A 14,520-nucleotide genomic window follows, 5' to 3' on the forward strand; every position below is an offset into this window, starting at 1 on the left:
CTTCAGCCGCGACCAACTGCATCAGCGATCGCGTGGAAACGGAGATGCCAGCACGCGCAGGCTTCGTCAGCGAAGCCGTCGCCGTCAGCGCGCACCCGCACAATCGCCGCTGCCGCTCGCAGCCGGTGCCTTCATCCGGTACACGTCGAGCTTGCCGGCCTTCGGTGCGCGCGCGCTGCCGACCACCAGCAGCTCGGTCGGCTTGGAGGCATCCAGCACCGCACCGCGGGTGTCGCCGTCGGCGCCGTTGAACGACAGCGCCAGCGGCTGCGCCTGCACGTAGTGCCCACCGGCGCACTGCGCGAGCAACAGCTGCGCGCCCTGCGCCTTGCGCGCCCGCGCGAACACCAGCGCGCGGCCGTCGCCCAGCCAGGCCGCGTCGGTTTCGTCGTCGGCGCTGTTGATCCCATCCAGCGCCTGCGGTTGGCCGAAGGCCTGGCCCTGCAGCCGCGCCACGAACAGGTCCATGCCGCCGGCGCCGCCGTGGCCGTCGCTGGCGAACAGCAGCCGGGTGCCGTCCAGCGACAGGGTCGGCGCGCGCTCGTCGCCGCGCGAGTTCACCGCCGCGCCAAGGTTCTGTGGCGGGCCGTAGCGGCCGTCGGCCAGCACCGGCGCGCGGTACAGGTCGCTGCCGCCGTGGCCGCCGGCGCGGTCGGAGGCGAAGTACAGCCAACGCCCGTCGGCGCTGAAGAACGGGTCGCCATCGGCATCGGGCGAGTTCAGCGGCGCCGGCAACGGCTGCGGGTCGACCCAGCGTCCGTCGCGCAGCGTGGCCTGCCACAGGTCGCCGCCGCCGGGCCCGCCGGCGCGGTCGGGGCTGGCCCAGACGATGCGTCGTCCGTCGGCGGAAACGCTGGCGCGGGTCTCGTCGGCCTTGGTCGAGACCACGCCCATGCCCTCGATGCCGAACTCGGAAAGCGCGAACGCCGGCGGCGCGCAGAGTAAACTCGCGGCCAGCGCGAGCGGCAGGGCGGGGGTCCGCATGTCGGATTCCTTCGGATGTCGCGACCAGTCTAAAACAACCAACGAGCGTTCCATGCCCACATCCCGCTATGCCGTGTTCGGCCATCCCGTCACCCATTCGCTGTCGCCGCGCATCCATGCCGACTTCGCCAAGCAGACCGTCATCGCCCTGCAGTACGACGCGATCGACGCCCTGCCGGACGGCTTCGCGGCGGCGCTGGCGGCCTTTGCCGCGGAAGGTGGCGTGGGCGCCAACGTGACCCTGCCGCTGAAGGAAGCCGCATACGCGCTGAGCGTGGTCCACAGCGAGCGCGCGCAGCGCGCCGGGGCGGTCAACACGCTCAGCTTCCGCGACGGGCAGTGGCACGGCGACAACACCGACGGCGCCGGCCTGGTGCGCGACCTGACCGGGCGCAACGGCCTGGACCTGCGCGGCCGCCGCGCGCTGCTGATCGGTGCCGGCGGCGCCGCGCGCGGCGTGGCGCCGGCGCTGCTGGAGGCCGGCGTGCAGCAGTTGCTGATCGTCAACCGGTCGCCCGAGCGCGCCGATGCGCTGGTCGATGCGCTGGGCGAACCGGCGCGGGCCATTTCCCGCTACTGGGAAGACCTGCGCGAACTGGGCGACTTCGAACTGATCGTCAATGCCACCGCCGCCGGCCGCGACGACAGCGCGGGATTCTCGCTGCCGCTGTCGCTGGTCAACAGCATGACCCTGGCGGTGGACCTGAACTACGGCGAGGTCGCGATTCCGTTCCTGGCCTGGGCGCGTGCGGCGCACTGCCGCGATACCGTGGACGGGCTGGGCATGCTGGTCGAGCAGGCGGCCGAGAGCTTCGAGCGCTGGCACGGCGTGCGCCCGGACACCGACCCGGTCTACGCCGCGCTGCGCGCGCGCGACGCGGTGCTGGTCAGCGCCGACTGATCTTGCGCCCCGGCGCTGTTTTCGTGGCTAGACGGAGATTCCGATGGACGATGGATTCGTGATGCAGCTGTTGACCACGGTGGGCTTCCAGCTGCCGATCCTGATCGTGCTCGGCACCGGTCTGGTGCTGCTGGCCACGCGCCGCCCCGGCCGCGCCCGCACGCTGGGCCTGTGGGGCTTGAGCCTGCTGCTGCTCGGCGGGCTGTGCGGCACGGTGACCTCGCTGCTGCCGATGTGGGTCGTCGCGCAGGGCGGGAGCTTCTCCAGCTACGCCGTCTGGTACGGCATGCTGCAGGCGGTGTTCACCCTGCTGCATGCGGTGGCGATGCTGCTGGTGGTGCTGGCGCTGCGGTTTGCCTTGCCGCGCTAGCACGGGCCGTCCGCGTTGGTCGCAGCAGCTGTCGGTGTTGCTACCATGTGGTCACGCCTGCCGTAGCCGGAACGATCGCGATGCGCCTTAACCATTTCGTGGATTTTGCGCTGGTGGCCGGGAGTGTCGGCCTGGCCGCCAAGTTCGGCATCCTGCTGCTCGGCTTCCTGCTGCTGTTGCGCTGCGCACCCGGCCGCCCGCGCACCCTGTTGCAGTGGGGGCTGGTGGTGCTGCTGGCCAACGTGATGCTGCCGATGTTTCTGGTGGCAGTGGTGGGCGTGGTGCGGCTGATCACCGGTTTCTCCGGCGACATGTGGGCGGACACCGCGATCAAGCTGCTGCAGGATCTTCTGTTCGCCATCGGCCTGGCGCTGCTGCTGCAGGCATTGTGGCTGACCCTGCCGCGCAAGCAGAGCGCACCGGGCTGATCGGCAGGCGCATGCCCGGTCGCGGTAGTTGCGACCAGACGTGAGAAAATGCCGGCATGAACGATGACGCCACAGCGGCCGCGGCCCGCGCAGCCGACACCCCCCAGCGCCAGCTGACCGAGCCGATGAAGCTGGCGATCCGCGACGCCTACACCAAGCTGCAGGCCAACACGCCCGGTTTCATGGTGCGCCGCGCGCAGAGCCAGATGATCGGCGTGGTCTCGCGCGCGCTGGGCACCTCCGGCGGCGTCGGCGTGGCCGAGGCGCCGACCGGCGTCGGCAAGAGCCTGGGCTATCTCACCGCCGGGGTGCCGATCGCGCTGGCCAGCAAGAAGAAGCTGGTGATCAGCACCGGCACCGTGGCATTGCAGTCGCAATTGGTGGAACGCGACATTCCCGCCTTCCTCAAGGCCACCGGCATCGAGGCGACGGTGGCGCTGGCCAAGGGCCGCACCCGCTACCTGTGCGCGCGCAACGTCGCCGAGCTGCATGGCGACGCCGCGCAGAACAGCATGTTCGAGGACGAGGCGCCGCTGTACGACCGCCCGCTGAGCCCGGCCGAGGCCGAGCAGGCGCGCACGCTGGCCAAGGCCTACGCCGACAAGACCTGGAACGGCGACCTGGACGCTGCGCCGGAACCGATCCCGGCGTCGCTGCGCGCGCGCATCACCACCAACGCCGCCGGCTGTGCCGGACGCCGCTGCTCGTTCGCGGTGCAGTGCCCGGTGCTGAAGGCGCGCAGCGACGTGCGCGATGCGCAGATCGTGGTCACCAACCATGCGCTGCTGCTGTCGGCGCTGGCGTTGGGCGACAGCGACAACGGCCAGCCGCTGATCGCGCCGCCGGCGGACATGCTGCTGGTGCTCGACGAAGGCCACCACATCGCCGGCGTCGCCATCGACCAGGGCGCGGCCAACCTGGCGCTGGACGACATGGCGCGGCGCACCGGCCGCCTGCAGGCGCTGGTCGGCGCCGCCTATCGGCTGGCCGACAAGGACACCATCGGCAACCAGTTGCCGAACGAAGCGATCGAACTGGCGACCCAGGTCAGCAAGGGGCTGAAGAGCTTCCGCGCCGAGATCGAACGCGCCTGGGTGCCGGACCCGGGCCAGGAAGAACCGATGTGGCGCGCGCCCAACGGGCGCCTGCCCGAGGACTGGAAACCCTTCATCGATGCGCAGGCGCAGGACACCGCCGCGCTGCTCAACTGGGTGCAGGCCGCGCATCAGCTGGTGGCCAAGTCCAAGCAGGAGGACGCGGCCAAGGAGCGCCTGCAGCGCAGCCTGGGCATGGCCCTGGAGATGGTCGAGCAGCAATACGCGCTATGGCTGGGCTGGCGCCGCGAGGACCAGGACGGGCAGGCGCCGATGGCGCGCTGGATCACCCTGTCGCGCGATGCCGACCTGGTCTGCCATTGCTCGCCGGTGTCGGCCGCACAGGTGCTGCGCGCGCTGCTGTGGAGCGAAGTGGACTCGGCGGTGCTGACCTCGGCCACGCTGACCGGCGGCGGCGACTTCCAGGCGCTGGCGATCGACAACGGCCTGCCCGCGCATGCGGAAATGGTGTCGCTGTCCTCGCCGTTCGACCTGCCCAACCAGGCCGAACTGATCGTGCCGAAATTCCCGGTGGCGCCGGACGACCGCGAAGGCCATCCGCGCGAGGTCGCGCGCTACCTGGTCAAGGAGCTGGACTGGGGCAAGGGCTCGATCGTGCTGTTCACCTCGCGCTGGAAGATGCTCAAGGTCGCCGACCTGTTGCCGATCGCGCAGCGCAACCGCGTGCTGGTGCAGGGCGATGGCTCCAAGTCGCAGATGATCGGCGAGCACATGCGCCGCATCGGCGCCGGCGAGGGCTCGGTGCTGTTCGGCCTGAATTCCTTCGGCGAAGGCCTGGACCTGCCGGGCGAGGCCTGCACCACCGTGGTCATCACCCAGGTGCCGTTTGCGGTGCCGACCGACCCGCAGACCGCCACGCTCGGCGAGTGGTTCGAAAGCCGCGGCCTCAACGCCTTCAACCTGATCGCGGTGCCGCACGCGCTGCGCACGCTGACCCAGTTCGCCGGCCGCCTGATCCGCAGTTCCAGCGACCACGGCCGAGTCATCATTCTCGATTCGCGCCTGCTGACCAAGCGTTACGGCAAGCGCATCATCGATGCGCTGCCGCCGTTCAAGCGGGTGATCGGGTAGCGATCGCGAAGGCCGGCGCTATGGCGTCGGCTGCAGGCTGTACAGCAAGGTGCCGTAGCCGAGCTGGTCGTAGCCGCCGCTGTTGGGGCCGTAGTCGCCGCCGCCGCCCTCGGCGCGGACCTTGGCGGCGAATCTGGTCAGGTACGGTGCCTTGAGGCCTTTCAGCACCACGTAGTGGTTGTACAGCAGCTCCCATTCCGGGCGCAGCGCGCCGCGCCCGTTCGGCGAGAGCGTCGTCTGCGTGACGTCGCTGTTGCTGTAGGGGGTGTACGGCAGCGCCAGGGTGTCGTCGCAGCGGTCGCCATCGGTGTCGCAGACGTTGTAGGCGGCCACGTATTCGGCGCCCTTGAGCACGCGGTTGTCGTCGTAGCCGAACAGGTCATCGCCCTGGCTCCAGGCCATCTGGCACAGCGAACCGAGCAGCGCGATCACCAGCGTGGCATGGCCCTGGTCGCGTCCGCTCTCCTGCACCTGGCCCATGCCCTGCGCCGGATACAGCTTCCAGATCGCCTTGGCCAGGCTGCCGTTGCCGGCGCCGTGCTTGAAGTAGTCGATCGCCTCGTCGTACAGATCCGCGCGGTCGGTGAGCACGCCGATGGCGAGGATCGCATTGAGCTGCGCCAGATCCCAGTTCGCCCAGTAGTGGTCGATCTGCGCGTTGTTGTGGCGGACCAGGAAGTCGTGATTGATCGGATAGAACACGTCCAGCAGCATCCGCTTGAAGCGATTGAAGTCATCCCCGTTCCAGCCGGTGTAGTCGCGCATCAGTTCGCCGGCGTTGGCAAATTCGTAGCCGTAGATGCCGGCGGCCAGCGCCGCGTCGCTGGTGCCGCGGATCGCGGTGAGCTTGCCCGACCAGGCATTCATGATCTCCACCGCCTTGTCGGCATAGCGGCTGTCGCCGCCGAGCTTCCAGCGCAGCGCCAATGCATAGGCGGCCGCGGCATCCCGGTACAGCTGCACGTAGTTCTCCGGATGCTGGCCGTCGTAGCCACGATAGACGATCTCCACGGGGCGTGGCTTCCAGTCCAGCGAGGCATGCGGGTTGGCGATCAGGCGTTCCCATCCTGCTTGCCAGGGGGCGGCGGAGAGGGTGAGTTTTTCCCGGATACGGGCCAGATCCTGTGCGCTGTGCAGCAAGCCGGGATGTGCGAAGGTCCGGGTCGCTGCATCGGCTTCGGCGACGAGGGCGGCCATGCACAGCAGCAACAGCGCGATCCAGCGCAGCGCGCCGCGCGTGCGCGAACGGCGCTCTTCTACACGCACAGTCGTGTGGTCATGCATCGGAATCTCCTGGGTTGGGGGGGGCGCGCGATGCGCGCACGGCGGCCGCGCTCGGCGCGCGCGGCACGGCAGGTTCGCCGGCATCGTCTACATTTTGATGTCGGTTTTCCGTTGCTGCGCTGCGCATGCGATGTGTGTCGTCGAACCTGCAATGCATCGCCCACGCTATCGGAGACCGCAATCACATCGCCGTCGCTGTATCTGCCGCGCCTATCGCTTCCATAGCAACTAACGAATTCTCCGCGCACGACGCTACCGCCATCATTCAGCTCCCTCAACACGAGCTGACGCCATGCGCCCTGGAACACTGTTGGTGCTCGCCCTGCTGTCGCAGACCCTGATCGTCCCCGCCGGGTTCGCGCAGTCCACGCTCACGCGCGACAACGGCGCGCCGGTCGGCGACAACCAGAACTCGCAGACCGCCGGCGCCACCGGCCCGACCCTGCTGCAGGACGTGCAGCTGATCCAGAAGCTGCAGCGCTTCGACCGCGAGCGCATCCCCGAGCGCGTGGTGCATGCGCGCGGCACCGGCGTGCATGGCGAGTTCACCGCCAGCGCCGACATCTCCGACCTGACCAAGGCCAAGGTATTCGCTGCCGGCGCGAAGACCCCGGTGTTCGTGCGCTTCTCCTCGGTGGTGCACGGCAACCATTCGCCGGAGACGCTGCGCGACCCGCACGGCTTCGCCACCAAGTTCTATACCAGCGAAGGCAACTGGGACCTGGTCGGCAACAACTTCCCGACCTTCTTCATCCGCGATGCGATCAAGTTCCCGGACATGGTGCATGCGTTCAAGCCGGATCCGCGCACCAACCTGGACGACGATTCGCGCCGCTTCGATTTCTTCTCGCACGTGCCCGAAGCCACGCGCACGCTGACCCTGCTGTACTCCAACGAAGGCACGCCGGCCGGCTACCGCTTCATGGACGGCAACGGCGTGCATGCCTACAAGCTGGTCAACGCGCAGGGCGAGGTCCACTACGTCAAGTTCCACTGGAAGTCACTGCAGGGCCTGAAGAACCTGGATCCGAAGCAGGTGGCGCAGGTGCAGGGCAAGGACTACAGCCACCTGACCAACGATCTGGTCGGCGCGATCAAGCAGGGCGACTATCCGAAGTGGGACCTGTACATCCAGGTACTGAAGCCGGAAGACCTGGCCAAGTTCGACTTCGATCCGCTGGACGCGACCAAGATCTGGCCCGACGTCCCCGAGCGCAAGATCGGGCAGATGGTGCTGAACAGGAACGTGGACAACTTCTTCCAGGAGACCGAGCAGGTGGCCATGGCGCCGGCCAACCTGGTGCCGGGCATCGAACCGTCGGAAGACCGGCTGCTGCAGGGTCGCATCTTCTCCTATGCCGACACCCAGCTGTACCGCGTCGGCACCAACGGCCTGAGCCTGCCGGTGAACCGGCCACTGGTGGCGGTCAACAACGGCAATCAGGACGGCGCGATGAACGCCGGCGCCACCGCCAGCGGCGTCAACTACGAACCGAGCCGGCTCAGCCCGCGTCCGCAGGATCCGAACGCGCGTTACAGCCAGCTGCCGCTGTCGGGCACCACCCAGCAGGCGAAGATCGTCCGCGAGCAGAACTTCAAGCAGGCCGGCGATCTGTTCCGCAGCTACAGCAAGAAAGAGCAGCAGGACCTGATCCAGAGCTTCGGCGAATCGCTGGCCGGCACCGACGACGCCAGCAAGCACATCATGCTGTCGTTCCTGTACAAGGCCGATCCGGCCTACGGCAGCGGTGTCGCCCGTGTCGCCAAGGGCGATCTGGCGCGGGTCAAGCAGCTGGCCGCGCAGTTGCAGGATTGATCGTTCGCTGCGCAGCGCGGCGGCGCCTCCCCCACGCCGCGCTGCGCTGCGCCCTCTTTGTCGGAGACCGAGCATGCGTCGCTTCCTTCTTCTCGTCCTGAGCCTGGTCGCCGTCTCGGCGACTGCCGCGCCCGCACCCGCCGACCCGGCCAAGGTCCAGGCGCAACTGCGCGACTACTTCTTCGATGCCGCGCGCGAAGGCCGCCAGGACATGCTGGCCGAGTTCATCCGGGCGCACTACGACCTCAACACCCGCGACGACAAGGGCTATACCGCGCTGATCCTGGCCGCCTACCACGGCCAGCAGCCGGCGGTGGAGCAATTGCTGCAGGCCGGCGCCGATCCGTGCGCGCAGGACAGGCGCGGCAACACCGCGCTGATGGGCGCGATCTTCAAGGGCGAGCTGGCGATCGCCAAGCGGCTGATGCAGGCCGATTGCGCGCCCGACCAGCGCAACAACGCCGGGCAGACCGCAGCGATGTACGCGGCCCTGTTCCAGCGCACCGAGGTGCTGAAGGACCTCGCTGCCAAGGGCGCGGATCTGCAGGCGAAGGACGCGCAGGGCAACGACGTGGCCAAGCTGCAGCGCGGCGAGTTCGCGCAGGCGCCGCTGCGCTGAACCGCATGCGGACACCAGCGGTGCGCGCGGGCATGGCCGCGCTCCGCGCGCTCAGCCGACCGTGCCGCCATGCGGCTCGTTCAATGTGGCGGCCACAGCGCAGCGAAGATGCACGCGTTCATCGCCAGGTTGAAGCTGGCATGCGCGGCCATCGCCGGGAACAACGAACCGCTGCGGTGCCGCAGCGATGCGAACAGCAGCGCCGTGCAGAACATCAGGCCGACCCACAGCGCAGCGGACAGCGGCAGCAGGCGGATACCGGCCGCGGTCGCCAGCAGTCCGTGATGGCAAAGATGCACCAGGCCGAACCACAGCGCTTCGATGCAGGTGCTCGCGCGTAGCGAAAACCGCTCTTCCAGCGCGCGTTGCAGCAGGCCGCGGAAAAAGATCTCCTCGCCGATCGGGCTGAACAGCAGCGCGGGCACGGTGGCCACCAGAAACAGCTGCAGCGTGCTGAAACCCTGGTGGGGAATCGTGTCGCGGTAATTGCGCGCGACGCTGACGAACCAGTTGTCCTCGCCGCTGCCGAAGGCGATGGCGCCGAGTGCGAAGCATGCAAGGGCCGCCAGCGCCCCCAACGCGAGCGACGGCGCGAACCAGGCGAGCCGTATCGGCCGCACCAATCCGATCTGCTGGCGCCCCGGACGGGACAGCAGCAGCCACGGACTCGCTGCCATGCACACGAAGCCGAGCGGCAGCAACCAGCGCCAGTGCGCCGGCGCCAGCGTGCCTGCCGCACGCATGGCGGCGAAGACCAGCGCCAATGCCACGGCAACAGGCAACCCGCGCGCGCTGCTGAACTTCCACGACAGACGCGAGGTCAGGGACACGGGCCGATCTCGCTCGATGTGGGTGCGCTGGTGCGCGTAGGGCAGGCTGCTGTGCTGGTGCTCGGCCACGCAAGCGTGCGATCACTGGAGAGGCTGCAACAGACGCGCGGGAGCGTCAGTCGCCACGGGCGCTACCGGTGGCGCTTGTGGCAAGGAATGGCCGAGGCCATCCGGTGTCGCTCCCAAATGCCACGCCAACGGCGGTTGCGCGCGACGACGATGGCTAGCGAGCGGGTTCCGCCGGCATCCAGCGCAGCGTCGCCGCCCAGAACAGCAGCGCCGCCGCGCTGGTCGCCGCCCCCAACATGCACACGCCCGTCCATCCGGCATGCGCATAGGTGGCGGTGGCGGCGATCGCACCCAGGCCGCTGCCCAGTGCGTAGAACAGCATGTAGCCGGCCACGCGCCGGCTGTGCGCCTGCGCGTCGCCGCGGAAGATCAGGCTCTGGTTGAGGACATGGATGGCCTGGCCCGCCATGTCCAGCACGACGATGCCGAGGATCAACGCCGACAGCCAGCGTATGCCCAGCGCCAGCGGCAACCACGAGGCCAGCAGCAACGCCAGCATCAGCCCGCTGCTGCGCTGCGCCCAGCCACGGTCCGCCCAACGCCCGGCGCGCGCAGCGGCCAGGGCGCCGATCGCCCCGACCAGGCCGAACGCGCCGATCGTGGTGTGCGAGTACGCATGCGGCTGCGCGCTCAGCGGCAGCACCAGCGCGGTCCAGAACACCGAGAAGCTGGCGAACATCAGCAGCGCGATGCCGCCGCGGATCTGCAGCACGCGCTCGTGCGCCAGCATGTGCAGCATCGAGCGCAGCAGGGCGGCGTGGCCGGGTGGCCGTCGCGGCGCAGGCAGGGCGGGCAAGGCGTGCCGCAGCCACAGCAGCAACAGCAGCGTCAGCGCCGCGGATGCCGCATAGACGCCGCGCCAGCCGGCCAGGTCGGCGATGACGCCAGCCAACACGCGCGCCAGCAGCAAGCCGATCACCACGCCGGCCTGGGCCGCGCCGACCACACGGCCACGTTCGGCCGGTGCGGCGCTGGCCGCGGCGTAGGCGATCAGGCCCTGGGTCATCGCGGTGCCGAGCAAGCCCACGGCGAGCATGCCGGCCAGCAGCGCCGGCAGCGTCGGTGCCGCGGCCACCGCCAACAGCGCGGCCAGCAACGCGCCGGCTTGCCACAGCATCAGCGGGCGCCGCGCATGGCGGTCGCCCAGCGGCACCACCAGCAGCAGCGCCAGCGCGCAGCCGGCCTGGGTCGCGGCGATCACCCCGCCGGCAGCGCCCTGACCGATGCCGAACTCCGCCGCCAACGCGTCGAGCAGCGGCTGCGCGAAGTAGACGTTGGCCACACTGGCGCCGCTGGCGCAGGCGAACAGTGCCACCTGCGCGCGGCGCAGCGCGGGCAGCGCGGGCGCGGGCTGGGGGTTGGGTACGGTCGGCACGGGGCTGCGCATGGCTAACTGGTTGCAATAAAAAACCACTGACAGGGTGTCGATTTTGGTTTTAAAATGCAACCGGATGCCGCACTCGGCGAATGGGAGCCAGCATGGCCAGACGCAGCAAGCACCCTGCCCAACCATGCCCGGTGGCGCGTTCGGTGGAGCTGATCGGCGAGCGCTGGGCGCTGCTGATCGTGCGCGATGCCTTCGACGGAATCTGCCGGTTCGGCGATTTCCAGCGCAGCCTGGGCATGGCGCGCAACATCCTGGCCGATCGCCTGCGCCTGCTGGTCGAGGCGCAGATCCTGGCGCTGCGGCCGGCCGCCGATGGCAGCGCCTATCAGGAGTACGCGCTCACCGAAAAAGGCGAGCAGCTGTTCCCGCTGCTGCTGGCGTTGCGGCAATGGGGCGAGCGGCACCTGTTCGCGCCGGGCGAGGCGCATTCGCGCCTGCTCGATCGGCGCACCGGCAAGCCGCTGCCGGCGATGCTGCCGCGCGATGCGGCAGGCCGCGCGCTGAAGCCGCGGCAGACGCTGGTACGCAAGGTCGAGGCGCCTGCCGACGGCGCATGAGCGCGGCGGGGGTGTTGGGACGCGGGCAGGATCGGGACGCAATCCGGGGCCGACATGGCGCCGACACCCCCGGATCGGCGAAAATACCGTCTGGCCGGCCTGTCCCGGCCCGTTGCAACGCTCCCTGCGCTGCCGTTGCCCGTTCGCCGCAAGCGCCGGGCGTGCTGCATCGCCGCCCTTTCGTCGGCTTGCTGCCGCGCCTTCGCCACGGCTCGCCGCCGCTCATTCCGGATCCGTCTTGAACACCACCGCCTCGCCCCCTGCCACCGACGCCCTGCCCCTGACCGAGCGCCTGCGCGTCGCCCTGGACCTGCTCGAAGCCATCGATGCCGACCGCAGCGTGCTCGACGCGCTGCCCGAGGCCGACCGCGTGCGCCTGCACCAGGTTGTCGCCAAGGTCTACCACCCCGAGCCCAAGGCGCGCCGGCAACTGCTCAAGCAGCAGGCGCGCGAACGCCACCAGGAGAAGGTGCGCAAGGCCGAAGCGCTGCTCGAGCAGACCGGCATCCGCGCGCTGCGGCGCAAGCCGGTGTTCAGCACGCCGAACTACTTCCCGCCGCATGCCGCTGGCCTGCACGACGCCAGCAATGCCGCAGCCGAGGAACCCGCAGCGGCGCAATCGCCCGAGCTGCGTCACTGCTACGTGTGCAAGCAGAAGTTCACCCAGCTGCACCATTTCTACGACCAGATGTGTCCGGCCTGCGCCGAGCTGAACTACTTCAAGCGCACCGAGACCGCGGACCTGCGCGGGCGGGTGGCGCTGCTGACCGGCGGCCGGGTCAAGATCGGCTACCAGGCCGGGCTGAAGCTGCTGCGCGCCGGCGCCGAGCTGATCGTGACCACGCGCTTCCCGCGCGATTCGGCCGCGCGCTACGCGCAGGAACCGGATTTCGCCGAGTGGGGCCACCGCCTGCAGGTGTTCGGCCTGGACCTGCGCCACACGCCCAGCGTCGAAGCGTTCTGCAGCCAGCTGCTGGCCACGCGCGAGCGGCTGGACTTCATCGTCAACAACGCCTGCCAGACCGTGCGCCGGCCGCCGCAGTTCTACGCGCACATGATGGCCGGCGAGACCGCCGCGCTGCACGAACTGCCCGAGCACGTGCGCCGCCTGGTCGGCCACTACGAAGGCCTGCGCAGCCCGGAGCTGCTGCCGGCCGCGTCGGCGACCACGCTACCGGCGGGTCAGGGCCACGGCATCAGCGGCGCCGACGGCCTCACCCGCGCCGCCGAGCTGTCGCAGGTGCCGTTGCTGGCCGACGAACTGCTCGGCCAGCAGCACCTGTTTCCCGAAGGGCGCCTGGATCAGGACCTGCAGCAGGTGGACCTGCGCGGACGCAACTCGTGGCGCCTGCTGATGGCCGAAGTGCCGTCGGTGGAATTGCTGGAGACGCAGCTGGTCAACGCCATCGCCCCGTTCATCATCAACGCACGGCTCAAGCCGCTGATGCTGCGCACGCCCGAGCGCGACAAGCACATCGTCAACGTGTCGGCGATGGAAGGGCAGTTCTACCGCAACTTCAAGACCACCCGGCATCCGCACACCAACATGGCCAAGGCCGCGTTGAACATGATGACCCGCACCTCGGCGGCCGATTACCAGAACGACGGCATCCACATGAACAGCGTGGACACCGGCTGGGTCACCGACGAGGACCCGGCCGAGATCGCCGCGCGCAAGGTGCAGGAAGAACGCTTCCACCCGCCGCTGGACATCGTCGACGGCGCCGCGCGCATCGTCGACCCGATCATCCACGGCTTCAACACCGGCGAGCACGTGTGGGGGCAGTTCCTGAAGGATTACGCGCCGACCGATTGGTGAGGGGCGGCGTGGTCCACGCCAACCGGTCTGCTTCCATGATCGTGGCGATCTGACGATCGCCGCGGCCATTCCGACGGGGCGCGGCGTGCTTTCGGAGATCAGCCGCCGGCGACCGCGCGGTGCATGGTGCCACTGTAGCCCCAGGCGAATTGATACCACTGATCGTCAGGAGAAACGTCGAGATTGTTCACGGTGCGCTGCCAATAGACGATCATCTCGTCGTTGGAGGTCCGCGCAAGCGTGAATGAGGACGACTCAACCCAGACGGAACTGCCCCGGCTTCATTTCTTGCCACGATCCCTTGACCACGTTGTAGACCCGCACTTGCCAGCGGGAAATGACGAAGCGAAAGCGTCTCGGAAAGCCTGCGCTATCCACGTAGCGGGGCGCGTCGAATCCGTCCAGCACACCTTCCCACGTGCCCTGGAAATCGAATTTGGCATCGCTCGGGTGGGCGAGGACGGGGCGTGGCCGATACGTGTAGAGCGGCGCCGTCACGGTGGCGCAGGACGTCAGGAGAAACAACGCAAGCGCGACCGTCCAGCGTGTGCATGCTTTCATGGGAAGTGGCATCCGATTCGATCAACCAGCGCAGCCGATTCGATTTGGGTGGGTTACAAGAGACGCATCTGGATCAGAACGATTGGACGATGCGCTTGAGGGGCGCCATATTCGTCTCAACTGGATGGATCGGAGGCGGCCGTGGAGGCGGCCTGGCCGTTTTCGCGGCCCCAGAATTCCACCATGATGGTCATCAAGGTCCACACGAGCAGCGTGGGTTGCACCTTGTCGGGCAGCAGATCGTGCCCTTTGAGCATGATGTCGATCATCTGCGGCATCGTCAGCGCCAGCAGCAGCGTGTAGACCGCATACGCGATCCTGTGCCGGCTGTTGGAAATGAACAGGATGGAGATGACCGTGCTGGCGAGGATGGCCAGCACGACGCCGAACCGCCAGCCGTCGAGCCGTTCCGTACCGGTGAGCACCAGGCCCAGCACGGCGCCGAAGAACGTGTTGATTCCGCTTAGATTCGCCTGGTATTCGCCATTGGACATCTTGCCAAGGCCGGTCTTGCCGAAGATCCCGCCGAACTTCTTCCACATGAGACATCCCCTTTGTCTGCCACGTGACGTATGTCGTCTGTTGCCGCTGCATCGAGCGTTCGACGCTGCCCGCGCCCCCGCGCGGCATCGGCCATATTCCCCGTTCCCGGCCCGCCTTGCCAACCCTGCGGCCAGCGGCCAACTCTAGCGGAGATTGGAGACGCCCA

At 68.8% G+C, this 14,520-nt stretch carries 14 protein-coding genes; 8 read left to right on the forward strand and 6 right to left on the reverse strand.

All coding sequences use genetic code 11. The features are described from left to right. Positions 1-84: 84 nt before the first annotated feature. Positions 85-984, reverse strand: coding sequence for a PD40 domain-containing protein (locus tag AB8810_RS01985; RefSeq protein WP_206229329.1), 900 nt, complete (start codon positions 982-984; stop codon positions 85-87). Between the two features lie 52 nt (positions 985-1,036). Here AB8810_RS01985 and aroE point away from each other — a divergent pair, with 52 nt between their 5' ends. The 4 genes from aroE to dinG all read left to right on the forward strand — a co-directional run bounded on the left by aroE (position 1,037) and on the right by dinG (position 4,869). Further along, positions 1,037-1,885, forward strand: coding sequence for a shikimate dehydrogenase (gene aroE, locus AB8810_RS01990; RefSeq protein WP_369915407.1), 849 nt, complete (start codon positions 1,037-1,039; stop codon positions 1,883-1,885). A gap of 43 nt (positions 1,886-1,928) precedes the next feature. After that, positions 1,929-2,255: a hypothetical protein gene (locus tag AB8810_RS01995; protein ID WP_191825908.1), complete on the forward strand. Its 327-nt coding sequence runs from the start codon at positions 1,929-1,931 to the stop codon at positions 2,253-2,255. A gap of 80 nt (positions 2,256-2,335) precedes the next feature. Then, positions 2,336-2,683, forward strand: a complete 348-nt coding sequence (locus AB8810_RS02000; protein ID WP_191825907.1) for a hypothetical protein — start codon at positions 2,336-2,338, stop codon at positions 2,681-2,683. A gap of 56 nt (positions 2,684-2,739) precedes the next feature. Further along, the gene (gene dinG, locus AB8810_RS02005) at positions 2,740-4,869 is read left to right on the forward strand and encodes an ATP-dependent DNA helicase DinG (protein ID WP_369915408.1); all 2,130 of its coding nucleotides are present in this window, start codon (positions 2,740-2,742) and stop codon (positions 4,867-4,869) included. A gap of 18 nt (positions 4,870-4,887) precedes the next feature. Here dinG and AB8810_RS02010 read toward each other — a convergent pair whose 3' ends face one another. Next, the gene (locus AB8810_RS02010; protein ID WP_369915409.1) at positions 4,888-6,153 is read right to left on the reverse strand and encodes an alginate lyase family protein; all 1,266 of its coding nucleotides are present in this window, start codon (positions 6,151-6,153) and stop codon (positions 4,888-4,890) included. Between the two features lie 292 nt (positions 6,154-6,445). On the opposite strand from AB8810_RS02010, the gene katB reads away from it, so the two are divergent. Continuing rightward, complete coding sequence (gene katB, locus AB8810_RS02015) at positions 6,446-7,969, forward strand: catalase (RefSeq protein WP_206229334.1); 1,524 nt, start codon at positions 6,446-6,448, stop codon at positions 7,967-7,969. A gap of 73 nt (positions 7,970-8,042) precedes the next feature. Continuing rightward, positions 8,043-8,588: an ankyrin repeat domain-containing protein gene (locus AB8810_RS02020; RefSeq protein ID WP_191825904.1), complete on the forward strand. Its 546-nt coding sequence runs from the start codon at positions 8,043-8,045 to the stop codon at positions 8,586-8,588. An 80-nt stretch (positions 8,589-8,668) separates the two neighbouring features. On the opposite strand, the gene AB8810_RS02025 is transcribed toward AB8810_RS02020, so the two are convergent. After that, positions 8,669-9,418, reverse strand: a complete 750-nt coding sequence (locus AB8810_RS02025) for a lysostaphin resistance A-like protein (protein ID WP_369915410.1) — start codon at positions 9,416-9,418, stop codon at positions 8,669-8,671. Between the two features lie 223 nt (positions 9,419-9,641). Continuing rightward, positions 9,642-10,874 (reverse strand): MFS transporter, encoded by a 1,233-nt coding sequence (locus AB8810_RS02030; RefSeq protein WP_369915411.1) that lies wholly within the window; start codon positions 10,872-10,874, stop codon positions 9,642-9,644. 92 nt (positions 10,875-10,966) lie between these two features. Between AB8810_RS02030 and AB8810_RS02035 the strand changes: the two genes are divergently transcribed. After that, positions 10,967-11,431, forward strand: coding sequence for a helix-turn-helix domain-containing protein (locus tag AB8810_RS02035; protein WP_179571020.1), 465 nt, complete (start codon positions 10,967-10,969; stop codon positions 11,429-11,431). 238 nt (positions 11,432-11,669) lie between these two features. Next, positions 11,670-13,250 (forward strand): SDR family NAD(P)-dependent oxidoreductase, encoded by a 1,581-nt coding sequence (locus AB8810_RS02040; RefSeq protein WP_206257057.1) that lies wholly within the window; start codon positions 11,670-11,672, stop codon positions 13,248-13,250. Between the two features lie 255 nt (positions 13,251-13,505). Here AB8810_RS02040 and AB8810_RS02045 read toward each other — a convergent pair whose 3' ends face one another. Together AB8810_RS02045 and AB8810_RS02050 are read right to left on the reverse strand one after the other, a co-directional pair. Beyond that, a complete protein-coding gene (locus tag AB8810_RS02045) occupies positions 13,506-13,811 on the reverse strand; it encodes a hypothetical protein (protein WP_369915412.1) in 306 nt (101 codons plus the stop codon). Positions 13,812-13,927: 116 nt separating this feature from the next. Further along, positions 13,928-14,353: a hypothetical protein gene (locus AB8810_RS02050; protein WP_369915413.1), complete on the reverse strand. Its 426-nt coding sequence runs from the start codon at positions 14,351-14,353 to the stop codon at positions 13,928-13,930. Positions 14,354-14,520: the final 167 nt, after the last annotated feature.

The sequence above is a fragment of the Xanthomonas sp. NCPPB 3005 genome (assembly GCF_041228095.2).
Classification (GTDB): Bacteria; Pseudomonadota; Gammaproteobacteria; order Xanthomonadales; family Xanthomonadaceae; genus Xanthomonas_A; species Xanthomonas_A bonasiae.